The 21,098-nt window shown below is 68.5% G+C and carries 23 protein-coding genes; 10 read left to right on the forward strand and 13 right to left on the reverse strand.

What is annotated here, in order from left to right:
- Positions 1–26 precede the first annotated feature (26 nt).
- A complete protein-coding gene (gene mrf / locus AC3B6C_RS07180; protein ID WP_488375544.1) occupies positions 27–1,382 on the reverse strand; it encodes a ribosome hibernation factor-recruiting GTPase MRF in 1,356 nt (451 codons plus the stop codon).
- Positions 1,383–1,487: 105 nt separating this feature from the next.
- On the opposite strand from mrf, the gene rpmB reads away from it, so the two are divergent.
- Genes rpmB through rpsR form a run of 4 tightly spaced genes read left to right on the forward strand, consistent with a single transcriptional unit; the run spans position 1,488 to position 2,485 of the window.
- Positions 1,488–1,724, forward strand: coding sequence for a 50S ribosomal protein L28 (rpmB, locus tag AC3B6C_RS07185; RefSeq protein ID WP_055476352.1), 237 nt, complete (start codon positions 1,488–1,490; stop codon positions 1,722–1,724).
- Positions 1,724–1,888: a 50S ribosomal protein L33 gene (gene rpmG, locus AC3B6C_RS07190; protein WP_488375545.1), complete on the forward strand. Its 165-nt coding sequence runs from the start codon at positions 1,724–1,726 to the stop codon at positions 1,886–1,888. Before rpmB ends, rpmG begins: the two co-directional genes overlap by 1 nt.
- Positions 1,888–2,193, forward strand: coding sequence for a 30S ribosomal protein S14 (gene rpsN, locus AC3B6C_RS07195; protein ID WP_055476351.1), 306 nt, complete (start codon positions 1,888–1,890; stop codon positions 2,191–2,193). Before rpmG ends, rpsN begins: the two co-directional genes overlap by 1 nt.
- Before the next feature lie 28 nt (positions 2,194–2,221).
- The gene (gene rpsR / locus AC3B6C_RS07200; RefSeq protein ID WP_083889011.1) at positions 2,222–2,485 is read left to right on the forward strand and encodes a 30S ribosomal protein S18; all 264 of its coding nucleotides are present in this window, start codon (positions 2,222–2,224) and stop codon (positions 2,483–2,485) included.
- A gap of 71 nt (positions 2,486–2,556) precedes the next feature.
- Here the strand turns inward: rpsR and AC3B6C_RS07205 are convergent, their stop codons facing one another.
- From AC3B6C_RS07205 to AC3B6C_RS07215, 3 genes are all read right to left on the reverse strand, one after another.
- Positions 2,557–3,276, reverse strand: coding sequence for a type 1 glutamine amidotransferase domain-containing protein (locus AC3B6C_RS07205; RefSeq protein WP_488375546.1), 720 nt, complete (start codon positions 3,274–3,276; stop codon positions 2,557–2,559).
- An 87-nt stretch (positions 3,277–3,363) separates the two neighbouring features.
- Positions 3,364–4,212: an SDR family NAD(P)-dependent oxidoreductase gene (locus AC3B6C_RS07210; protein WP_488375548.1), complete on the reverse strand. Its 849-nt coding sequence runs from the start codon at positions 4,210–4,212 to the stop codon at positions 3,364–3,366.
- Entirely contained in the window at positions 4,202–4,453 is a 252-nt protein-coding gene (locus AC3B6C_RS07215) for a hypothetical protein (protein WP_014924808.1), read from the reverse strand. Before AC3B6C_RS07215 ends, AC3B6C_RS07210 begins: the two co-directional genes overlap by 11 nt.
- 78 nt (positions 4,454–4,531) lie before the next feature.
- Here AC3B6C_RS07215 and AC3B6C_RS07220 point away from each other — a divergent pair, with 78 nt between their 5' ends.
- Positions 4,532–6,019 (forward strand): DHA2 family efflux MFS transporter permease subunit, encoded by a 1,488-nt coding sequence (locus AC3B6C_RS07220; protein WP_488375550.1) that lies wholly within the window; start codon positions 4,532–4,534, stop codon positions 6,017–6,019.
- Here AC3B6C_RS07220 and AC3B6C_RS07225 read toward each other — a convergent pair.
- Genes AC3B6C_RS07225 through AC3B6C_RS07240 form a run of 4 tightly spaced genes read right to left on the reverse strand, consistent with a single transcriptional unit; the run spans position 5,971 to position 11,214 of the window.
- Complete coding sequence (locus tag AC3B6C_RS07225) at positions 5,971–7,653, reverse strand: dipeptide ABC transporter ATP-binding protein (RefSeq protein ID WP_488375551.1); 1,683 nt, start codon at positions 7,651–7,653, stop codon at positions 5,971–5,973. The two genes, AC3B6C_RS07220 and AC3B6C_RS07225, sit on opposite strands and share 49 nt — an antisense overlap.
- The gene (locus tag AC3B6C_RS07230; protein WP_488375552.1) at positions 7,650–8,561 is read right to left on the reverse strand and encodes an ABC transporter permease; all 912 of its coding nucleotides are present in this window, start codon (positions 8,559–8,561) and stop codon (positions 7,650–7,652) included. Before AC3B6C_RS07230 ends, AC3B6C_RS07225 begins: the two co-directional genes overlap by 4 nt.
- Entirely contained in the window at positions 8,558–9,553 is a 996-nt protein-coding gene (locus AC3B6C_RS07235) for an ABC transporter permease (protein WP_488375553.1), read from the reverse strand. Before AC3B6C_RS07235 ends, AC3B6C_RS07230 begins: the two co-directional genes overlap by 4 nt.
- Entirely contained in the window at positions 9,550–11,214 is a 1,665-nt protein-coding gene (locus AC3B6C_RS07240) for an ABC transporter substrate-binding protein (RefSeq protein WP_488375555.1), read from the reverse strand. The genes AC3B6C_RS07235 and AC3B6C_RS07240 overlap by 4 nt, the downstream gene beginning before the upstream one ends.
- A 233-nt stretch (positions 11,215–11,447) precedes the next feature.
- Here AC3B6C_RS07240 and AC3B6C_RS07245 point away from each other — a divergent pair, with 233 nt between their 5' ends.
- Positions 11,448–12,818, forward strand: coding sequence for an LLM class flavin-dependent oxidoreductase (locus tag AC3B6C_RS07245; protein WP_488375556.1), 1,371 nt, complete (start codon positions 11,448–11,450; stop codon positions 12,816–12,818).
- Positions 12,815–14,017 carry an acyl-CoA dehydrogenase family protein gene (locus AC3B6C_RS07250; RefSeq protein WP_010843029.1) on the forward strand — a complete coding sequence of 401 codons (1,203 nt, stop codon included), beginning with the start codon at positions 12,815–12,817 and terminating at the stop codon, positions 14,015–14,017. Before AC3B6C_RS07245 ends, AC3B6C_RS07250 begins: the two co-directional genes overlap by 4 nt.
- Before the next feature lie 345 nt (positions 14,018–14,362).
- On the opposite strand, the gene AC3B6C_RS07255 is transcribed toward AC3B6C_RS07250, so the two are convergent.
- Together AC3B6C_RS07255 and AC3B6C_RS07260 are read right to left on the reverse strand one after the other, a co-directional pair.
- Complete coding sequence (locus AC3B6C_RS07255) at positions 14,363–14,797, reverse strand: DUF4190 domain-containing protein (protein ID WP_010843028.1); 435 nt, start codon at positions 14,795–14,797, stop codon at positions 14,363–14,365.
- 734 nt (positions 14,798–15,531) lie between these two features.
- Positions 15,532–15,711 carry a hypothetical protein gene (locus AC3B6C_RS07260; protein ID WP_035717507.1) on the reverse strand — a complete coding sequence of 60 codons (180 nt, stop codon included), beginning with the start codon at positions 15,709–15,711 and terminating at the stop codon, positions 15,532–15,534.
- Between the two features lie 111 nt (positions 15,712–15,822).
- Between AC3B6C_RS07260 and AC3B6C_RS07265 the strand changes: the two genes are divergently transcribed.
- Together AC3B6C_RS07265 and AC3B6C_RS07270 are read left to right on the forward strand one after the other, a co-directional pair.
- On the forward strand, positions 15,823–16,344 hold the full coding sequence (locus AC3B6C_RS07265; protein WP_014924811.1) for a peptidylprolyl isomerase: 522 nt from the start codon (positions 15,823–15,825) through the stop codon (positions 16,342–16,344).
- Between the two features lie 209 nt (positions 16,345–16,553).
- Entirely contained in the window at positions 16,554–17,267 is a 714-nt protein-coding gene (locus AC3B6C_RS07270; protein WP_488375558.1) for a rhomboid family intramembrane serine protease, read from the forward strand.
- Positions 17,268–17,346: 79 nt separating this feature from the next.
- Here AC3B6C_RS07270 and AC3B6C_RS07275 read toward each other — a convergent pair whose 3' ends face one another.
- Together AC3B6C_RS07275 and crgA are read right to left on the reverse strand one after the other, a co-directional pair.
- Positions 17,347–17,847, reverse strand: a complete 501-nt coding sequence (locus AC3B6C_RS07275) for a PH domain-containing protein (protein WP_488375560.1) — start codon at positions 17,845–17,847, stop codon at positions 17,347–17,349.
- Between the two features lie 115 nt (positions 17,848–17,962).
- Entirely contained in the window at positions 17,963–18,253 is a 291-nt protein-coding gene (gene crgA / locus AC3B6C_RS07280; protein ID WP_010843022.1) for a cell division protein CrgA, read from the reverse strand.
- A gap of 149 nt (positions 18,254–18,402) precedes the next feature.
- Here crgA and AC3B6C_RS07285 point away from each other — a divergent pair, with 149 nt between their 5' ends.
- Positions 18,403–19,062, forward strand: coding sequence for an aminodeoxychorismate/anthranilate synthase component II (locus AC3B6C_RS07285; RefSeq protein ID WP_055476667.1), 660 nt, complete (start codon positions 18,403–18,405; stop codon positions 19,060–19,062).
- 46 nt (positions 19,063–19,108) lie between these two features.
- Here AC3B6C_RS07285 and pknB read toward each other — a convergent pair whose 3' ends face one another.
- The gene (gene pknB / locus AC3B6C_RS07290) at positions 19,109–21,055 is read right to left on the reverse strand and encodes a Stk1 family PASTA domain-containing Ser/Thr kinase (RefSeq protein ID WP_488375561.1); all 1,947 of its coding nucleotides are present in this window, start codon (positions 21,053–21,055) and stop codon (positions 19,109–19,111) included.
- Positions 21,056–21,098: the final 43 nt, after the last annotated feature.

The following is a 21,098-nucleotide window of genomic DNA, read 5'->3' on the forward strand; positions in this document are numbered from 1 at the left end:
CCGGTGAGATGGGTGTCGGCGAGGGGTCAGTTGTCCCGCGGGTCCGAGGTGTCGAGCCCCGGCACCGCGTCCACGGTCGACTCGGCGACGTCGAGGTCGTCGCAGGGGTCGGCGTGGAACTCGCCGAAGGGATCGTCGAAGGTCGACCAGAACTGTTGGCCCGCAGCGAGTTCGACCTCGTTGAGGCAGGCGTTGCGGAGCGCCTCCTCGATCTCGGCGGGGTCGCCTTGATGGACGAGCGCGACCAGCGACGTGTGCCGGTCGCCGAAGGTCTCGTCCCAGCGCAGTGCGCCGAGAGCACGACGTTCGGCGGGTACCTGCGCGAGTTCGTCGTCGGACATCGAGGCCAACCAGGGACCTCCGTGGGCCACGCGCAACCCACCGCCGGCCGACTCGAGCCAGAGTGCCTCGTCGGGTTGGGTGGCGATCCAGACTCGCCCGCGCGCACAGACGACCCCGTCGAGCAGTGCGTCGATCGCCTCGTGGAATCGGCCCGGATGCAGCGGTCGATCGCTGTGGAACTCGACCCACGTGACGCCGCAGTCGGACTCCAACGGGGGTTCGCCGGCGAGGAGGGGGTCGTGCGGTCCGTCGATGCGACCTCGTCGTGAGCGCGGCGGCACCGCGGCCAGCAACTGTTCGGCGAGGGTGGGGGTGATCGGGCGCTGGGGCAGCTCGAACATCATCGGGACGTTGGGTGCGAGCCGTTTGAGGACGGCCACGAGTCGCGCCGACGCCCAGGCGTCGCGGACGGTCGGGTCGCACGCCGCGACCACCAGGGCGTCGGCGAACGCGACCTGCCCGACCGCCACCTGCGCGAGCGTGCGGTCGTCGTCCAGTGCGACGTGCCCACCCTCGGCGAGAGAGAGGTCGCCGGTCGCCGACGTCAGCCAATCGTCCTCGGCCACACAGGCAACCGTGAGGTCGATGCGAACGTCGACCGCTGCCGGGGCGTCGTCGAACCCCGGCATGTCGGCGACGATGACGTTCTCGATCGACCACGCGACCTGCTCGGGTTCGAGGACCGGGTCCAGGGTGAGGACGATCCGGTTCACCGACGGTCGACGATGAAGTCGGCGGAGCAGCGGGAGCAGGTCTTCCCGCAGCGTGCACGAGATGCATCCGTGGGCCAGCTCGACGATGCAGACGTCATGTCGGCTGCGTCCGTCGGGTCCCCGCCAGCTGACGGTCCGGACGACGCGGCCGTCCTCGACCTGGGTCAGGTCGTGGTGCACCTGGACACTGCCGGCGCCCCCGCCCTCCAGCGCGTCGCCGACCCGGTGGATCGACGACGCGTCGAGCCCGGTGACCACGACGATCGGGGTTCGACGGTCGGTCGGTCCGGCACCATCCGGGCGGTTCGCGAGTCCATCGTCGAGCACGACTCCACTCCGATCTATTGAGAATGATTTCCATTTGTGCTCCGGCGACGGTACCGTGGCGGAACAGTTAATGCCAATCATTGTCGATAAGGAGGGGGCAGCAGCATGTCCAAGAGGTGCCAGGTCACCGGTCGGGTACCGGGCTTCGGCAAGCAGGTGTCGCATTCGCACAAGCGGACCTCGCGCCGTTGGGACCCGAACATCCAGCGACGCCGCTACTTCGTGCCCGGTGAGGGTCGGTACGTGACGCTGCGTGTGAGCGCCAAGGGGATCTCGACGATCGACAAGCACGGCATCGAGTCGGTGCTGCGCAGGATCCGTGCGCGCGGAGAGAAAGTCTGATGGCGCGCAACGAGATCCGGCCGATCGTCAAACTGCGTTCCAGCGCCGGGACCGGATACACGTACGTGACGCGGAAGAACCGCCGAAACGATCCCGACCGCATGGTGCTCCGCAAGTACGACCCGATCGCCCGTGCCCACGTCGATTTCAAGGAGGACCGCTGATGGCCAAGAAGTCCAAGATCGTCCGGAACGAGCAGCGCCGGGAGGTCGTCGCGCGGTATGCCGACCTCCGCGCCGAACTGAAGCGCGCAAGTGTGGCGCCCGATTCGACGCCCGAGGAGCGGATGACGGCCTTACATCGCCTACAGCGGTTGCCGCGCAATGCAAGTCCGACGCGTCTGCGCAACCGGGACGCGGTCGACGGCCGCCCCCGCGGGTATATCGGCAAGGCGGGTCTGTCCCGCGTGCGGTTCCGCGAACTCGCTCACAGGGGTGAGCTGCCCGGAATCCAGAAGTCCAGCTGGTGAGAAGGCTCCACGAGAACAAGGAATGGTGATGGCCAACAAGAGAACCCGTCGACGCGACGACGAACCGGTCAAACGCAAACGGAACCTGCTCGTCGCACAGGGCGTGCGCGTGGACGGGCGTACTCCCGTCGACTACAAGGATGTCGCGCTGCTGCGACAGTTCCTGTCCGACAAAGGCCGTATCCGCAGCCGGCGGCTCACCGGATTGAGCCCGCAGGAGCAGCGTCAGGTCGCCACGGCGATCCGCAACGCGCGCGAAATGGCCTTGCTGCCGTACGACTCACGACACTGACGGGTTTGCTCCCTGAGGTGCGAGGAGCGTCGCTAACGCTCCTCGCACCTCAGGGAGCAGGGGTAGAGACGCTACTTGGAGCCCTGCGGTACGTTCTCGAGCCGATCGAGCAGAGTGCGTGCCAGCGATTCCGACGACGCGGGATTCTGGCCGGTCAGCAGGTTGCCGTCGGCCTCGGTGTGGACCGCCCACGGCTCGCCGAGGGTGACCTTGAACCCTGCCTGGGTGAGCCGGTCCTGCAGGAGCCAGGGTGCCTTGTCGGCGAGCCCGGCCTGTTCCTCCTCGGCGTTGCTGAAGCCGGTCACCGTGCGACCGGCGAAGGCGTTGACACCGTCGGAGTTGGTGGCGGCGAGCAGGATCGCCGGTCCGTGGCACACGATCCCGAGCGGCAGTTTCGCCTCGTCGGCCGCTATCAGGAGGCCACCTGCGTTCGAGTCCACGGCCAGGTCCTCCATGGGACCGTGTCCGCCCGGGACGAACACCGCGTCGTAGTCGGTGATGCGAACGTCGGTGAGGGCGATCGGCTTCTTCAGTTCGGGTGCGGTCTCGACGACGTGACGGATCTCGGCCGCACGCTCGGGGGTGCCGATGCTCTCGACCGCGAGACTGGTCTCGTCGACCGGCGGCTGGACACCGTTGGGGGTGGCCACGGTCACCTTGTAGCCGGCCGCACGGAACACCTCCAGCGGCGCGACGGCCTCTTCGGCCCAGAATCCGGTCTTGTGAGTCGAGCCGTCGTTCAGCGTCCAGCTTCCGGCGCCGGTCATGATGAAGAGGATGTTTCGTGTCATCTGAACCTCCTGTGCCCAGGTAGTCGGTGTGGTCGTCGTCCGCCAACGTAGAGACAAACCGCGGTGTCGGCCACGACGCAGGTCAGGTCAGGCGAGACCGGTGAGCTCGGCGGAGCGCTGCCACAGGCCGTCGATCAGTTTCTGGTCGTGGGCCTGACGGTTCTCCCGGCCGTTGGCCTTGTGGCGGTTGAAGTACACCCCGTTGACGCTCGGGTCGGCGCCGCGTTCGGCGAGGGCGATGAGCGGGGCGGCTCCCTGCTCGGGGGTGATGGTCACCAGGCGCGTCAGCGGAGACCGGTAGGCGAGTCCGACGAACCGCGAGTCGCGGCCGAAACTCGTAGCCGCGGGTCCGGGATGGACTGCGGCGGAGTAGATCTTGTCAGCGGTCCAGCGCTGGGCGATCCCGCGTGTGAACAGGATGTTCATCAGCTTGGCGGTGCCGTAGGGCCGCATCCCCAGCGTGCGACGCTTCTCGTAGTCGAGGTCGTCGAGGTCGACCTGGCCGAAGAGGTTGCCCACGCTGGAGGTGTTCAGGACGAGGGACTGCGGGGCCGCGGCCAACCGATCCCGGAGGAGGTGGGTCAGCAGGAACGGGGCGAGGTGGTTGATCTTGAAGTTGAGCTCGTGCCCGTCCGCGGAGCGTTGCGACGAGTCGAACGTCCCGCCCGCGTTGTTCATCAGGACGTCGATCGTCCCCACGGCGGAATTGATCTCCGCGGCCAGGTCCCGCACCTGCGACAGATCCGAGAAATCCGCGGTGAACGGGGTCGCACCGGTCTCCGCCGCGATCGGCGCGAGCTTCTTCGGTGAGCGTCCGACGAGGATGAGCTCGGTCTCGGGTCCGGCCAGGGATCGCGCCGCGATCGCGCCGATCCCGTCGCTGGCGCCGGTGAGGACGATCGTGCGTTTCTGTCCGGACGGGGTTTCACTGGCCATCGGTCGTGCCCTCCGATCCGCCGACCGCGTGACCCTCATCGGTGTGGTCGGCCGGTGGCTGCGCGCCGTCGTAGGACGCCTTGTCTTCCCGGATTCGGTCGGTCTCGCCGATCTCCGTGTCACCGGCGGCCGGCAGAACCGACTCGGGGCCGTTCTCCTCGTCGGGATCGTCGCGCAGATCGGGATCGGTCTTCAGTTCGTCTTCGTTCGTCGTCCAGGTTGGCTTCTCGTTGTCCGGCATCTCTCCACCTTGCCCGAAGACGCACGTTTTCACACCGGCCTTGACTTCAAGTTGACTTGAGGTTGTCTGCTCGTCGTCGTGACCACACTCGACCCGGCCCGCCGGCGCATCGGCCTCATCCTCGTCGTCCCGACCCTCATGGTGATGCTCGACGTGACGGTGGTGACCGTCGCGCTCCCACAACTGACCACCGAGTTCGACGCACCGCTGTCCAGCGTGCAGTGGGTGACCACCGCGTACGCACTGGCTCTCGTCGCGGTCATGCCGCTGTCCGCCTACGCCAGCAACCGATTCGGCGGCCGGCGGGTCTATTGCGCGGCGCTCATGGTCTTCGTTCTCGGATCACTTCTCACCGCGCTGTCCTGGAACATCGGCAGTCTCATCGTCTTTCGGGCCCTTCAGGGCCTCGGCGGCGGAATGCTGCAACCCGTGGGCATGGCCATCGCGCTGCAGGCGGTACCGGAAGCACTGCGAGGACGGATGATGGCCATCCTGGGACTGCCCACGCTCGTGGGCCCCGTGCTCGGGCCGGTCTTGGGCGGTGTTCTCGTCGACCACGGCAGCTGGCGCGTCATCTTCGCGGTCAACGTTCCCCTCGGTCTGATCGCGGCGGCACTGGCGTGGCGGTTCTTCCCCCGGACCGCTTCTCGCCGCATGCCGCGTATCGACCTGCGAGCGGTGGCCGCACTGTCACCGGGCGGTGCGTTCCTGGTCCTCGGCCTGTCCCGCGCCGGGGACACCGGCTCGCTGCTGGAGGCGTCGATTCTGGTCCCGGTGGGCGTCGGCCTGATGTTGTTGGGCTACTTCGTCCGACGGTCGCTGCGCAGCCGAACACCCGTCCTGGATCTGCGACTGCTGGCACATGCGCGCCTGCGCGGTGGCGTGGTGGTGATGATCTTCTTCGCCGGGGCGTACTTCGGCTCGATGACGATCCTGCCCATCTATGTCCAGTCGGTCCGGTCCGATTCGGCCACCACCGCCGGCATGCTGTTCGTCCTTCCCGCGCTGCTGAGCGGAATCACTCTCCAGATCGCCACGCGGGTGGCCGATTCCGTGGACCCGCGCCGGGTCGCGATCTGCGGGATCGTGATGTCCACGGCGGCGATGACGTCGATGGCCGCGGTGCTCGACGACGCGACCCCGTACCCTGTCATCGTCGCGATCCTCGCTCTCATGGGGATCGGGGTCGGCGCGACGATGCTGCCCACGATGACCGCCGCCACCCGCGACCTCGAAGGTGCGGACACCCCCGGGGGCACGACCATCCTGACGACCTCGAACCAGTTCGCCGTCGCGCTGGCGTCGGCCGCGGTCACGGCCACGATTGCGGCGCTGATGAATTCGCGCAGTGCGGTCGTCGAGGGCCGGGGAGTGGCGGGTGCGATGTCGCTGAGCTCGGCCGAACGCGTCGAGGCCATGCCCGAACTCGCGTCCGCGGTCGCCGACACGTACTACCTCACCGCCGGGCTCCTCGGGTGTGCCCTCCTCGCGGCGGTGTTCGTCATGCCGGCGCGGCGTCAGGCCACCTGGATCCGAGGCACGGCGGCGAGGAGCTCGCGGGTGTAGGGGTGTTGCGGATCGTCGAAGACGGCATCGGCCGCACCGTACTCGACGACCTCGCCCGAACGCATCACCGCGATGTCATCGCTGACGTGGTGGATGACGCCCAGGTCATGGGAGATGAACACAAGGGCGACACCGGTTTCCGCCTGCAGGCGGGCCAGCAGGTCGAGGATCCGTGCCTGGATGGACACGTCGAGGGCCGATACCGGTTCGTCGCACACGATGACGGCGGGCCGTGGTGCGAGCGCACGGGCGATCGCGACGCGCTGTCGTTGTCCGCCCGACAGTCGCGAGGGGTGCCGGTGCCGGTGCTCCTCGTGCAGACCGACCTGGTCGAGGAGTTCGGTGATCCGGTGGTCGAGATCCGCGCTGCGGACGCCGGTCACGCGCAGGGCGTCGGCGAGGATGCGATCGACGGTCCATCGCGGGTCGAACGAACTGAGCGGATCCTGGTAGATGACCGAGATCAGCCGACGCGACTCCCGGCGCCGGGCTTCGGTGAGTCCAGACCACGGTTCGCCATTCAGTTCGACAGTGCCGGAGTCGGGTTCGGTTAGACCGAGGATGATCCGCGCGGTCGTCGTCTTGCCCGAGCCCGACTCGCCGACGATGCCGAGGGTGCGGCCGGCGGCGAGGTCGAAACTCACCCCGGCCACGGCTGGTCTGGCGGTGATCGCCTTGCCGCTGAACGACTTGCGCAGGTCGCGGACGCGCAGCGCGAGCGGCTGTTCGGGTGCCGGAGTAACCGGAGTGCCGAGTTGCTCACCGCTGACGAGCAGGGTGCCCTTGGATGCGCGGGACGGGATCGCGTCGATGAGACCCCGGGTGTACTCGTGCTGCGGGGCCGTCAGCACCTCGCGCGCGTTGCCGTATTCGACGATCTCGCCGTCGCGCATCACCGCCACGCGGTCGGCGAGCCGTGAGACGACGGCCAGATCGTGCGAGATGAGGATGATGCCGTTGCCTCGCGTCTTCGCTTCGGCCAGCACGTCGAGGATCTGTGCCTGGACGGTGGCGTCCAGTGCCGTCGTCGGCTCGTCGGCGATGAGTAGCTTCGGGTCCTGGGCGAGGGCCGACGCGATGAGGGCACGCTGGCGGAGTCCGCCGGAGAGTTCGTGCGGGCGTTGACGCGCCCGTACCCGCGGTTCGGGAACGCCCACGAGGTCGAGCAGTTCGACGACACGCTCCTCGCGGAGCGCACGTCCGAGCCGTGTCGGGGTCCGGCGACCGATGCCACCATGAGCGGTCAGCGATTCGGCGATCTCGCTGCCCACCGTGCGCAGTTGATCCAGGGACACCAGGGCGTCCTGGAGCACGAATCCGATCTCGCGGCCTCGGATGGCGCGCCATTCGCGGTCGACGAGGCCGCGCAGGTCACGTCCGTCGAATGACAATGCGGCGGCGTCGATCTCGGCTCCCGGACCGGTGAGCCCGATGAGGGTGCGCGCGGTGACGGACTTGCCGGAGCCGGATTCGCCGACGATCGCCAGGCACTGGCCGGCATCGACCTTGAACGACACCCCCTTCACGACCTCGCGGCCGGCGAACGAGACGCGGAGGTCGCGCACCTCGGCCAGCGGCGCGTCGGTCCGGTCTTCGGTGCCGGAGGCCACTGCCTCTCGGGTGACGACGGTCATCGGCGTTCTCCTTCCAGGCGTGTGCCGAGATACCGGCCCACGGTCGTGAATGCCAGTGCCACCGTGACGATCACGAGGCCGGGGAAGATCTCCAGCCACCAGGCCACGGTGATGTAGGTGCGTCCGGCGTCGAGCAGCGCGCCCCACTCGGGTGCGGGTGGTGGCACGCCGAGTCCGAGGTAGGCCAGTCCCGACGCCCAGATGATGGCCTGTCCCACTCCGAGCGTCACGGTCACGATCATCGGGCGGAGCGCGTTGGGCGCGATGTGCTGCAGGAGGATTCGGCGGCGAGGGTGGCCCAGGGCGGTCGCGGCCTCGATGTAGGGCGCGTTGCGGACGGCGAGCACCTGTCCGCGGACGATGCGGGCGTACCCCGGCGCGATACCGATACCGATCGCGAGGATCAGGGTCACCTGTCCGGGGCCGAAGACCGAGGTCAGGAGGAGGCCGAGAAGCACGATGGGGAAGGCGAACATCACCTCGATCCAGCGATTGGCCAGTGCCTGGGAGACGCGACCCGACAGTCCCGCGGCGATGCCGAGCAACACCGCCAAGACCGAGGCGAGTGCGACTGCGCCCAGCCCGATGATCAGCGATTGCCGTGTACCGGCGATGACGCGGCTCAGCAGGTCTCGTCCCGAGAGGTCGGTGCCGAACGGGTGAGCCCAGCTCGGCGGTTGCAGGGTGGCGTCCAGGTCGACGGCGAGCGGGTCGTAAGGAGCGAGCAGGTTGGGTGCGACCGCGGCCACGAGCAACAGGGCGAGAACCACGAGCGCGGCGATCACCGCCGCCGGCGGCCACGAGCGACGCGGGTGGTGGTCCTGGCCGAGACGCGTGCCGGTGGTGGACCTGCGTACCGCGGAGAGCGCGTTCGTCAATGCGGGCCGGACCGGATTGGTGAGGGTCATGGGACCTCGATCCTGGGGTCGATGACGGTGTAGAGGAAGTCCACGGCGAGGTTGGCGATCGTGTAGACGAGCGCGACGAAGAGAACGATGCCGCTCACCAGCGGGACGTCACGCGAACTGGCCGCCGCGACCAGTGTCTGACCGATACCCGCACGCGCGAAGACGGTTTCGGCGATCACCGCACCGGACAGCAGCGCACCCATGGCCCAGCCCGAGACCGTGACCGCGGGAAGGACGGAGTGCCGCAATACATGTCGAAACCGGACCGACAGGTCACCGAGTCCGCGACTGCGCGCGGTGAGCACGAAGGGCTGGTCCAGTGCGCGGGCGAACTCGTCGCGGGCGATCTGGCCGAGGAAACCGGACAGGGGAATGGCCAGGGTGAGCACCGGCAGGACGAGTCCCCACAGGCCGGTTCCGCTCTCGACGGGAAACCAGCCGAGGTTGATCGCGAACACCACCAGGAGGATCGATCCCACCCAGTACTGCGGCAGGCCGGCGCTGACGGTCTCGATCAGGGACCCGGCCGCGCCCCAGGGCCCGCGGCGGCCCGCCGTGAGCGTGGTGAGGACGAGCACGAAGAGCCACGCGACGACCAGGGCGGTGAGGGTGAGGACGAGCGTGGGCCCGATCTGGTCGGCGATGATCTCGGTGACCGGCTGCTGCAGCTGGAACGAGATGCCGAGATCGCCGTGCAGCAGACCGCCGAGATAGTCCACATACTGCGACCACACCGAATCGTCGAAGCCGTACTCGGCGTTGACCGGAGCGAGTTCGTCCGGCGTGCGTTCGCGGCTCTCACCCGACGAGAGGTTGAGGAGCAGCGTGGCGCGGTCACCGGGTGCGAGGACCTGTAGCAGGAAGGTGATGGACGCGGCCGCCCACAGCACGAAGACAGCGGAACCGATCTTGCCCGCCCAACGGGTCAGGCCCCGCGGTGGGAGTACCTGGCGCCGGGCCGCGGTCACGGCCGAGTCGTCGACCAGGGTCATCGCACAAACCTCGCATCCGCGAACACCGGTTCGCCTTGTGATTTCTCGACCCACACCCCGTGCAGGCGCGGTGACACCGCCAACGACGTTGTCTGCGTATACAACCCGATCGACAGCGCGTTGTCACCGATGAGGCGCTGGGCGTCCCGGTAGAACGCCCGGGCCTGCACCGGATCCGGGGATGCGTTGCCCTGCTCGATGAGACTCTGCAGGCGCGGGTCGTTGTAGTACGCCGTGTTGTGCGGGTTGGGACTGTCCGGAAGTCGCTGACGCCAGTTGATGTAGAGCAGGCCCGGGGTCGGGCTGGTCCAGTAGCCGACGTAGGCGTCGTAGGTCGGGGCCTTCGCGTATTGCCCGCCGAAATACGCGCTCTGGGTGGCGGGGACGAGCTGGATGTCGAAGCCCACGTCACGCGCCTGTCGAGCCACCGCCTGAAGGATCGCGGCACCCTCGGGTCCGACGATCGCGTCGGCGGCGTACACGACCCGAGCGGTCAGGCGCCGTCCGTCCTTCGTGCGGATGCCGTCGTCGTCGCGGCCCGTCCAGCCCGCCTCGTCGAGCAGGGCAGCGGCCGCCTCCGGGTCATGCGGGTAGTTCCCGGCCTCCGGGTCGTAGTCCGGGGTGCTCTGACTGAGGGCGCCGTTGGCGTTGTAGGGGACCACGCCGAGAAACGCCGTCTCGACGGCTTTCCGACGGTCCGCCGAGTACGCGAACGCCTGGCGGACCCGGACGTCGTCGAACGGTGCATGGTCGACGTTGAGGGTGATGGCGTTCGGTCGTCCCGGCGTCACGTACCGACTCACCTGATAGCGGCTGGTCGCGTCCGCCCAGTTGATGGCCGGCACGTTGTAGATGACGTCGGAGGATTCACTGCGCAGCGATCCGTAGCGGAGCACCGGATCCTTGAGGAACTTCCAGATCAGCTTGTCCACGTGGGCCGGACCCTGGTTCTTCGCGTTCGCCGGGGGCGAGGTGTAGTTCGGGTTGCGGACGAAGGTGATGCTGCGATTGCGATCCCAGCGTTCGATGATGAACGGGCCGGACCCGACCGGGCTGGTGCAATTGGCCTTCGGACCACGCGCCAGCGCGGTCGGCGACTGGATTCCGAAGTAGCCCTGCGTCAGTACGGTGAGGAGCGGGGTGTACGGGGACCTGAGGTTCATCCGGTAGGTCAGCGGCCCGACGACCTCGTCGGACTCGAAATACTTGCCGATGTAGGACACCACCGTGCCGTTGGGCTTGTCCGGATTCAGATACGACGCGAAGGTGGCACGGACGGCTTCGGCGTCGAGCGGTGTGCCGTCGCTGAATTCGACGCCGGGCTTGAGATGGAAGGTGTACGAGCGTCCGTCGGGGGAGACGTCCCAGCGGGTGGCCAGCCACGGCACCACTCGTCCCGAGTCGTCCAGCGATACCAGGTTGTCGAGGTATTGCCGTGCCAGATAGGCGTTCTGGACCCACCCTCCGTGCACGCAGGGCGGCTCCTGCTCATGGCCGTAGGAGATGGTCCCGCCCAAGACGTACTCGCCCGGCGTGGCGGAGACCCCCGTCGACTCGCCGTCGCCGGTGCGCGGCTGGGCACATCCCGCGAGCAATGCCGCACAGGTCAGAGCGATGCCGACCGCGGGTAACAGGCGGGATGGCCGCGGTCGTCGCAGCACAGGACTTCGTCGCAGCACAGAACTCTCCTCGGGCAGCACAGATGGCGGCGAACGCGGCTCGAGGTCCTGGTACACGACAGCGCGAGCCCGGCGTCGGGATGGGAATCACCACAAAGTAGGGGCTTCGGACGGTGTCGGGCACCCCTTGAGGCCACCGTGATCCGAAGTCGCCGCACGCGCGTCCTCGTCCGTAACGTCGCGCTGAGTCCGCCGCCTCGTGATCAGGAGCAGCCATGTCCGCGCCACCCTTGAACTTCGCCGCCTTCGTCATGAACACGACATCGCACATCCTGCACGGCGCGTGGCGGGCACCCGAGGCGCAGCAGCACCGCTTCAACGACCTCGATCACTGGATCGGACTCGCGAAACTGTTGGAAGAGGCCCGGTTCGACTACATCTTCTTCGCCGACGTGGTCGGGTTGTACGACGACTACCAGGGGGACTGGAAGAAGTTCGTCGACTCCGGCCTGCAGATCCCGAGCAACGACCCGCTCGTCTTGGCTTCCGCGATCGCCTCGCACACAGAGCATCTGGGCATCGCGATCACGAGTTCGATTCTGCAGGAACACCCGTTCGACTTCGCGCGGAAGATATCCACCCTCGATCACCTGAGCAAGGGACGGATCGCGTGGAACATCGTCACGAGCCTGTCCGGCAACGCCTGGCGCAACTTCGGATATGACGGCATCACCAAACACGACGAGCGCTACGCATGGGCCGACGAGTACGTCGACGTCGTATACAAATTGTGGGAGGGGTCCTGGGACGAGGGCGCGCTCATCCAGGACAAGTCGGGCGGCCTCCACGGGGACTACGACCGCGTCCACAAGATCAACCATGTCGGCGAGCACTACCGCGTCGAGGGTCCTCATCTCGTGTCACCGTCACCGCAGCGGACCCCGGTGCTCTTCCAGGCCGGATCCTCGCCTGCCGGACGGCGCTTCGCGGCCCGCAATGCCGAGGCCCAGTTCATCCTCTCGCCGTCGCCGGACGCCGCGCGCACGCTGATCGCCGACACCCGGCGCCTCGCGGTCGAATCCGGCCGGAATCCGTCGGATCTCCAGTTCTTCCAGGGACTCTCGTTCGTGGTCGGGAGCACCGAGGACGAAGCGGCGCGCAAGTCCCGCGATCTCGACGAGCTCATCGATCCGAGCACGATCATCGCCCACTCCGCGGGTGGCATCGGGGTGGACCTCGGACACTATGACCTCGACACCCCGATCGGGCAGATCCACACCGAGGGTTCCCAGAGCCACCTGCTGTGGCTGCGCGAGGCCGTGCCCGACCGCGAACCGACCGTGCGCGATCTCGCTCAGCTGCGCAGCCGAACCGGGCGGGTCGTCGGGACCCCGGACCAGATCGCCGACCGTCTCGAGCAGTGGCGCGACGCCGGCGTGGGTGGCATCAACGTCATCAACGCGACCATCCCCGGCAGCTATGTCGAGTTCGCCGAGCACGTGCTGCCCGTCCTGCGCCAGCGGGGCCTGGCGAAGCGGGAGTACGCCGAGGGGACCTCACGCGCCAAACTCACCGGCCGCGACCGGCTTCCGGAGTCGCACCCCGCGGCACGCTATCGCGGCGCGTTCGCCGGGGTTCCGGCATGACCGCACCCGCGCGGGTCGTGACCGACCGGAACGAGATCCTCGCGGAGATCGCGGCCGGTTCGGCCGAACGCGAACGCCTGGGCCAGGACCCGCGAGAAGCCGTGGCGCTCCTACGACGGTCGAGGTTGACCGCGCTGTCCCTCGACACACAGTCGGGAGGCGGCGGGGCCGGGAGCGTCGAACTCTTCGAGTTCATCATCGACCTCGCCCGCGCCGACCCGATCGCGGCGCACATCCTGCGCGCCCACTACTGGTTCGTCGAGCAGATCGAACGACTGCCCATCGGACCGGTGCGCAGCCGCTGGAGCGAGCGAATCGCCGCGGGAGCCATCGTCGGCAACGCGTCGAGCGAACGCGGCGTCGCCGCCGGGTCGCGCCAGTACGCGACACAACTGGTCACCGACGGTGATGGCTGGCGGCTCCGCGGTGAGAAGTTCTACAGCACCGGAACGGCTTTCGCGGATTTCGTCACGGTACTCGCCATCGTCCCGGACGCCCTGCGCTCACGGCTGGTCAAAGTGGTCGTCCCGGTGGACCGCGACGGGGTGAGCGTCGTCGACGACTGGGACGGGATCGGGCAGCATCGCACGGGCACCGGCTCGACCCTGTTCGACGATGTCCGGGTGACCTCCGAGGACGTCCTCGAGTTCGTCGAACTGGACGAGTCCACGCCGCCCGCCGCCAACGACGGCCCCTTCCTGCAGCTGTTCCTCCAGGCGCTGATCGCCGGCATCCTCCTGTCCGCGGCGGATGACGCGGTGACACTGCTGCATTCGCGGGCACGGACCTTCGAGCACGCACCCACGCCGGAGCCCAGGCAGGATCCGCTGTTGTTGGAACGGATCGGCGAGATCGATGCCGCCGCACACGTGGCGCGCGACGCGGTCCTGAGCGCGGCCCGGCAGGTCGAGACGGCGAATGCGTTGGCACGGCGCGGGGTCATCGACGTCGCGCAGTTCGCGCAGGCATCGCTCGCCGCCGCGCGCGTCAAGGTGCACGTCGACCGCATCGCGCTCCCGGCGGCCGCGGCCGTCTTCGACGTGGGCGGCGCGTCGGCGGCCAGTCGCAGCCGCAACCTGGACCGGCACTGGCGCAACATCCGGACCATCACCCTGCACAACCCGACCGCGTACAAGGCCGTCGCCATCGGAGATCTGCGCGTCAACGACACCCCGCTGCCGGGTAACGGCTACTTCTGACCGGAGTTGACCGGATCTGCGGCCAGGCGGGTGGCGTGGACCACGACGGAACTCTGCTGCCTGATCCGAAAGAACCACAGACCCACTGGCCCGCCTGCTCCCTGAGGAGCGCTCGGAGCTTGCGGAGGGCGCGTCACGAAGGGTTTCGCAATCTCGGTCGCCGGACCCTTCGTGGCTCGTCGCTTGCGCTCCTCGCACCTCAGGGAGCGGGGTGTCTGTTGCGCGCTCCTCGCACCTCAGGGAGCGGGGGTGGCTGTCGTGCGCTCCTCGCTCCTCGGGGAGCGGGGGTGGCTGTCGCTATCGGTGCTCGCACTTCAGGTATCGGACGGAATGTCGCCACCCGGATCAGGCGATGAACAAGATCCACCCGTAGACCAGCAACCCGAAGACGAAGACGCCGAGGTAGGCCCAGCCGACCCAGATCGCGGCCGTGGCGAAGGGCAGACCGAGCTCGCGCCGCTGCCGGATCTGCGTGCGCGCACGGTATCCGAGGACGAGCCCCACGATGAAAGTGATCCCGAGGATGGACAACGCCAAGGCCCACAACGCCATCCGATTGACACGCGGACCGGCACCGGACTGGGGAGCCACGCTGTCCTCCGAACTTCTGGTGGGATCGACTGCTGAATAGGCCTGGGTGGCGGGGGAGGCCGGCCCCGGACCGTCGGTGTCCGGGCGGTCGGCGACACGAGGTTCGCTCGCCGCGCCGGGACTGTTCACGACGCGGGTGTCCGACGCCCGATCATCGGACTGACCGACGAGCAGGCCCGCGCCGGCCACCTTCGCCGTGCGGTTGTCGCGGTCCGAATCCGAAGTGGGAGAGTCGGGCCGCCCACTCGGCGCGGCGCCGGGACGGGGACCGGCGAGCGGAGGACGCCCACCCTCCGGGGGACGATTGTTCTGTGGCGGAACACCTTTGCCGAGCGGTGGCCCACCGGGACCCGGACGCTGACCGGGTGGGGGTCGATGCCCCGGCGGACCGGGAGGCGACATCGGCGGGCGTTGACCCGGCGCGGTGGTGTTTCCGCCCGCTCGCGGCGCGGGCACGGGACCATTCGGCCCCGGTCGCTGCGCTCCCGGCGCGGTGGTGTTGCCACCCGCTCGCTGCGCTCCCGGCGCGGGCGGGCGCGGTCCAGGCGGACCTGCCGTCGGCCCGGACGTGTCGCCGCGCGGTGGGGCCGGTCGTTGGCCAGGAGGCGGACCGGGTCTGGCCGCAGGCCTGCCGCCCGGAGGGGGAGTGAATCCCCCGCGCGGTGCTTGCCGGCCGGCGTCGGGACGCTCGGGGGTGTCTGCTGACCGCGACGGCGCGCTGACCGGCCTCGCGGGAGCCCGTTCCCATGGCGCCGGACTGCTCGTCGGCGCAGAGCTCTCGGGCGTCGACCAGGACTCGTGGGTCCGGTCGTCAGCGCCGCCGGACCCCGGCGGCGGGTTCGGGGAGCGCTCGTCGTCTGAGGTCACGAGTCCAAATTACCCGTGCACGACGTGCGGCCCGGTGCCGAGGCCGACGCGGCGGGTCACGAAGCCTGCGTCTCGGTGCTCTCGGCGAGCGCCTCGCGAACCTCCTCGATCCGCGGGACGGTCGGAGACACCGGGGCCACCACGCGTCGTGCGCGACGCAGAGAGCCGACGACGATGACGGCGGTGACGGACGCGGCGACCACACCGAGCGCGGCGAAAAGGTAATTCTTGGACATGGGCTCAAGACTGCCAGTCGGTGCCCGCCGCTGCCACCCCGCCCGTCGCATATCCGCACCTCGGGACCATCACCGGGTCATCGATGCAGAGGCAAGTGGTTGGATGGAGACATGACTACACAGAAAACCTCCGCAGTCATCCACACCAATCGCGGCGACATCAAGGTCGACCTGTTCCCGAACCACGCGCCGAAGACGGTCGAGAACTTCGTCGGCCTGGCCGACGGCAGCAAGGAGTACAGCAAGCCCAACGCATCCGGCGGCAACTCCGGCCCGTTCTTCGACGGCTCTGTCTTCCACCGCGTCATCTCCGGGTTCATGATCCAGGGCGGCGACCCGACCGGAACCGGCATGGGCGGCCCCGGTTACCAGTTCGGTGACGAGTTCCACCCCGAACTGCAGTTCGACCGTCCGTACCTGCTCGCGATGGCCAATGCCGGACCGGGCACCAACGGCTCGCAGTTCTTCATCACCGTCGGCCCGACCCCGCACCTCAACCGTCGCCACACCATCTTCGGTGAGGTCACCGATCCGGCGTCGCAGCAGGTCGTCGACGCGATCGCCACCACCTCGACCGACCGCAGCGACCGTCCGCTCGACGAGGTCGTCATCGAGAAGATCGAGGTCAACTGACCTCTCCGGAGCACACCGCCCCGCAGCGGGCGGTGTGCTACCGGCATCCCGACCGTCCCACCGGCCTGTCGTGCAGCCGGTGCGGACGTCCGGCATGTCCTGAGTGCCTGCGCCCGGCGTCGGTCGGCCAGCACTGCCTGGACTGCCTCCGCGACGACGGAGTGCAGCGGTCGCCGTCACTCGGCGGACCGGGACGCGGCGTCCGCAGGATGGCGCCCACCCGCGCGGCGGCGACGCAGCCGTACGCCACCTACGCGCTCATCGCCGTGAACCTGCTCGTCTTCGCGCTGTGTGTTCTCCAGTCCGGGGTCGGCGATCCCGGCGGCGCGTCGATCTTCAGCGCCGGCGACCTCCTCAAGAGCGACGTCGCCTCGGGTGAGTACTGGCGGCTCCTCACCGCGGGCTTCCTGCATTTCAGCGTCATGCACGTGGCCGTCAACATGCTCTCGCTGTACATCCTCGGACGTGACCTCGAACTCGCACTCGGTATCGCGCGCTATCTGGCCGTCTACGGCATCGCGCTCCTCGGCGGCAGTGCCGCGGTCATGCTCTTCGAGGACGACCGAGCCCTCACCGCCGGCGCCTCCGGGGCGATCTACGGACTCATGGGCGCGATGCTCGTGATCGTCCTCAAGGCCCGTGTGTCCCCCGTCCCGGTTCTGCTCATCATCGGGTTCAACGTGGTGCTGTCGTTCTCGCTCCCCGGGATCTCGGTCCTGGGGCATCTCGGCGGCCTGGTCTTCGGAGCGGCCGCCACCGCGGCCATCGTCTACCTCCCCGACGCGGTGCTGCCCGCGGGTCGCAGAAATCCCCGGGCCGCGAGCCGCGTCGGCTGGATCGCGCTCGCCACGCTGGCTGTCATCGCGGTCGGGCTGGGCATCGGCGCGGGCCTCGCCTACGACGGGCTGACCTACATCCGCTGACGCCCGGCTTGCAGGAGTCGAGCGAGCCACCTCAGGGAGCGGCGGTTCTACGGTCCGGTCTGCTCAGGAAGCGACACGTCTACCCCTCGTCGACGACGAACCCCGCCTCGCGCAATGCGTCGACGACGGTCGGCAGGTCGGTCCCCAGGTCCCAGCGGCTGAGCACGACCAGGCGGGTGTCGTCGCGAGGACCCGCGTCGTGAGCGTTCGGCGGCGAAGCGACTGCCTCGTCGTCGAGCACGTCTATCTCCAGCTGCCCGACGCGGCGTCCGACGCGGCGGATCGACAGCACGCGGATCCGCTCGATGCGTTCCCGCGGGTAGGCCCGTGGCCCGCGAAGGGTTCGGATGACCAGCACGGGCGACGGCCCGGACGAGATGGCCAGACGGGGACGCACCAGCAGGGTGTAGGCGCCGAGGGCGAGAAGAAGGATCCCGGCGACACCCATCAGGACCGATCCGGCCGGGTCGCCGGCGACGACCACGGCCGCCACGACCAGGATGACGCCACCGACGCAGCCCGCGAGGCCGGCGCCGACGGGCGTCGCCCAGGCATGTGTGTAGTCCTCAGAGTTATCCACAGGAGTTACTCACAGTGGGGATGACTTACACACATGTGATTTCCACAGTGGGGATAACTTACAAGCGTGTGTTTCAGCAGCTCAGCGCATTCGACACGCGAACGACCGACGGCGCCTACCGCCAACGCATCGTCATCAACAGGCCCGCCACCATCAGCGAGAAGCCGATCAGGAAGTTCCACGAGTTGAGCTCGGCCATCCAGTGCAGGACCTGTCCCTCGCCGCCGTACGCGGTGGGGGTGGCGGCCAGGTAGTAGACGACGAGCCAGGCGAGGCCGAGCACCATCAGGCCGAGCATGACGCCCACGTAGATGGTGCTCGAAGGGCCGGCCTTGACCTTGACCGGCGTCCGGCTGGCCGGGTTGATCGTGTAATCGGTCTTCTTCCGGACTTTTGACTTCGGCATGACTTCCTCTGTTGTGCGGCACCGCCGGAGCGGTCGTACGCGAGCGGGAGGCGACAACACACGTCCCCGCCAGTGGCAAACACTCGAGATCTACGGTATCTCACCAGGTCGCCGACGCCGACCACCCGCTTCGGCGGTAGCCTTTTCGGGTGAGTCGCATCCTGGTAGTCGACAACTACGACAGCTTCGTCTACAACCTGGTCCAGTACCTGGGCCAGCTCGGTGTCGAGGCCGTCGTGTGGCGCAACGACGACCCGCAACTCTCCCCGGCCGATCCCGACCGTCTGCGCGAGGCCGTCGCCGGATTCGACGGCGTGCTCCTCAGTCCCGGCCCCGGCACCCCGCAGCGGGCCGGCGCGACGATGCCGATGGTCCGCGTCGCCGCCGACGAACAACTGCCGCTACTGGGAGTGTGCCTGGGCCACCAGGCCATCGGCGCGGCCTTCGGTGGCACGGTCGACCGCGCACCCGAACTCCTGCACGGAAAGACCTCGCTGGTGTTCCACGACGACGCCGGTGTTCTCGAAGGACTTCCCGATCCGTTCACCGCCACCCGATACCACTCGCTGACGGTGCTGCCCGAGACGATCCCCGACGAACTGGTCGTCACCGGACGCACCGAGTCGGGCATCGTGATGGCGATGGCGCACCGTGAGCTCCCCATCCACGGCGTGCAGTTCCACCCGGAGAGCGTTCTGACCCAGGGCGGCCACCGGATGCTCGCCAACTGGCTCAAGACCTGCGGGATCGAGATCGACGAGGCCCGGGTGGCCGCCCTCGAAGCGGAGATGGCCACCGCGATCGGCTGACCCGCGCCGCGACCGGGTGTCGGTCCGCGACCGGAGGCGGGTTCGCTCAGTTGGGCAGCAGGCTCGCCTGGCCGACGACGATCGTGATCGAACCACTCTTGCGGGCCTGCGAACCCGGATTCGGTTCCTGTCCGACGACCCGACCGTCGTCGGGACTGCCGAGCGGCACGTTCCGGGTCTGTCGCGTCAGGGTCGACCGTTCCCAGCCGGCCCGTTCGAGATCGGCCTGGGCCTCGGCAGGAGTCTTGCCCCGCAGGTTCGGCACGGTGAACAGGTTGCCTCGCGACACGCTGATCTGGACGGTGCTGCCCTGTTCGGCGGTGGACCCCGGACCCGGTGAGGTGCTGATGACCTCGCCGGCCGGACGGTCGGAATCGGCGGCGACGACCACGACCGTCATGCCGAGTTCTTCCAGCACCGACCGTGCCCGGTCCTCGGACATGCCGACGACGTCGCGAACCGTGACCTCGCGCGGCCCGTTGCCGACGTTGACCACCACCGCACCGTTGACGGGTACCTCGCTACCGATCGCGGGCGCGGTGGAGACCACCTTGTCCTTCATCTCGGCCGTCGAATCGACGCGGTCCGTCCGGACGTTGGTGAACCCCAGGACCTCCAACTGTCTGGCGGCCTCCGCCGGGGTCTTGCCGACCAGGTCCGACGGCAGCCGCACACGCTCCGGACCCGTCGAGACGTACAGCGCGATCTCGGATCCCTCGGCCGCCATCACCCCCTCGCCCGGCGTCGACCGGGTGGCGACACCCGCGGCGACGTCGAGGCTCGGTTCCTCGAGCACGCGGACCTCGAAGCCGGCGCGTTCCAGGGAGGCCCGGGCGTCGTCCGAGCTGAGTCCCGAGACCGCTGGCACCGACACCTCCGGAGCGGATCCCGAACTCCACGGCGACCACAGGAACAGCGTGCCGACCAACAGCACGACGACGGCCACCGCGCCGGCCATGAGCACCCGGGACCGGCGTCGTGGTGTCCCCGCGTCTTCGTCGTCGCGGCGGTGATTGCCCCCGTTGCCGTTCGCGGTCCGGGCGGGGATCGCGCGGCGCGGACCTGTCGTCTCCGCGCGGGTCGGGCGCCGCGGCCCGGTGTCGATGAACTCGGTGCGCTCCTCGTCCGACAGCAGCATCGGCGCCGATGGCTTACCGCCGGCGAGAACCCGGATCAGGTCGGCGCGCAGGTCGGCGGCCGACTGATAGCGGTTGTCCTTGTTCTTGCTCATCGCCTTGAGGACGACGGAGTCGAGTTCGCGCGGGATCTCGGGGCGGACGTGCGACGGCCACGGCGGATCCTCGTGCACGTGCTGATGTGCGACGGCCACCGGCGAATCACCCGTGAACGGCGGCTCACCGGTGAGGAGCTCGAAGAGCACGCACCCCATCGAGTAGATGTCGCTGCGCGGGTCGACCTTGATGCCGCGGGCCTGCTCCGGAGACAGGTACTGCGCTGTTCCCATCACCGCAGACGTCTGGGTCATCGTCGACGTCGCGTCGCTCATCGCCCGAGCGATGCCGAAGTCCATGACCTTCACGGCTCCGGACTTGTCGATCATCACGTTCGCCGGCTTCATGTCGCGGTGGACGATGCCGTTCCGGTGCGAGAAGTCCATGGCGGCCGCGACGTCGGCCATCCAGGTCATCGCCTGTCGCGGAGAGATCGGACCGTTGGCGCGCAACACATCTCGCAGGGTGTCGCCGTCGACGTACTCCATCACGATGAACGGCAACGGACCGTCGTCGGTCTCGGCCTCGCCTGTGTCGAAGACCTGCACGATCGTGGGGTGGTTCAGCTTCGCCGCGTTCTGCGCCTCGCGACGGAAGCGGAGATAGAACGACGGATCACGGGCGAGGTCGGCACGCAGCACCTTGACCGCGACGTCGCGATGCAGCAACAGGTCGCGCGCGTAGTGCACCTCGGACATGCCACCGAAACCCAGCGTTTCGCCGAGTTCGTAGCGGTCGGAGAGGTGGTGTGGTGTCGACATCGGCCTCGGTGGTTCGCCCCTCAGGATCTCAGATCAGAACATA

The sequence above is a fragment of the Gordonia sp. 11cp genome (genome assembly GCF_057767225.1).

What these genes read in the sequence shown, in the direction of transcription:
- rpmB (WP_055476352.1), top strand. Translation starts at nt 1,488, where the DNA reads ATGTCCAAGAGGTGCCAGGTCACCGGTCGGGTACCGGGCTTCGGCAAG.
- rpmG (WP_488375545.1), top strand. Translation starts at nt 1,724, where the DNA reads ATGGCGCGCAACGAGATCCGGCCGATCGTCAAACTGCGTTCCAGCGCC.
- rpsN (WP_055476351.1), top strand. Translation starts at nt 1,888, where the DNA reads ATGGCCAAGAAGTCCAAGATCGTCCGGAACGAGCAGCGCCGGGAGGTC.
- rpsR (WP_083889011.1), top strand. Translation starts at nt 2,222, where the DNA reads ATGGCCAACAAGAGAACCCGTCGACGCGACGACGAACCGGTCAAACGC.
- AC3B6C_RS07205 (WP_488375546.1), bottom strand. Translation starts at nt 3,276, where the DNA reads ATGACACGAAACATCCTCTTCATCATGACCGGCGCCGGAAGCTGGACG.
- AC3B6C_RS07210 (WP_488375548.1), bottom strand. Translation starts at nt 4,212, where the DNA reads ATGGCCAGTGAAACCCCGTCCGGACAGAAACGCACGATCGTCCTCACC.
- AC3B6C_RS07215 (WP_014924808.1), bottom strand. Translation starts at nt 4,453, where the DNA reads ATGCCGGACAACGAGAAGCCAACCTGGACGACGAACGAAGACGAACTG.
- AC3B6C_RS07225 (WP_488375551.1), bottom strand. Translation starts at nt 7,653, where the DNA reads ATGACCGTCGTCACCCGAGAGGCAGTGGCCTCCGGCACCGAAGACCGG.
- AC3B6C_RS07230 (WP_488375552.1), bottom strand. Translation starts at nt 8,561, where the DNA reads ATGACCCTCACCAATCCGGTCCGGCCCGCATTGACGAACGCGCTCTCC.
- AC3B6C_RS07235 (WP_488375553.1), bottom strand. Translation starts at nt 9,553, where the DNA reads ATGACCCTGGTCGACGACTCGGCCGTGACCGCGGCCCGGCGCCAGGTA.
- AC3B6C_RS07245 (WP_488375556.1), top strand. Translation starts at nt 11,448, where the DNA reads ATGTCCGCGCCACCCTTGAACTTCGCCGCCTTCGTCATGAACACGACA.
- AC3B6C_RS07250 (WP_010843029.1), top strand. Translation starts at nt 12,815, where the DNA reads ATGACCGCACCCGCGCGGGTCGTGACCGACCGGAACGAGATCCTCGCG.
- AC3B6C_RS07260 (WP_035717507.1), bottom strand. Translation starts at nt 15,711, where the DNA reads ATGTCCAAGAATTACCTTTTCGCCGCGCTCGGTGTGGTCGCCGCGTCC.
- AC3B6C_RS07265 (WP_014924811.1), top strand. Translation starts at nt 15,823, where the DNA reads ATGACTACACAGAAAACCTCCGCAGTCATCCACACCAATCGCGGCGAC.
- AC3B6C_RS07270 (WP_488375558.1), top strand. Translation starts at nt 16,554, where the DNA reads ATGGCGCCCACCCGCGCGGCGGCGACGCAGCCGTACGCCACCTACGCG.
- crgA (WP_010843022.1), bottom strand. Translation starts at nt 18,253, where the DNA reads ATGCCGAAGTCAAAAGTCCGGAAGAAGACCGATTACACGATCAACCCG.
- pknB (WP_488375561.1), bottom strand. Translation starts at nt 21,055, where the DNA reads ATGTCGACACCACACCACCTCTCCGACCGCTACGAACTCGGCGAAACG.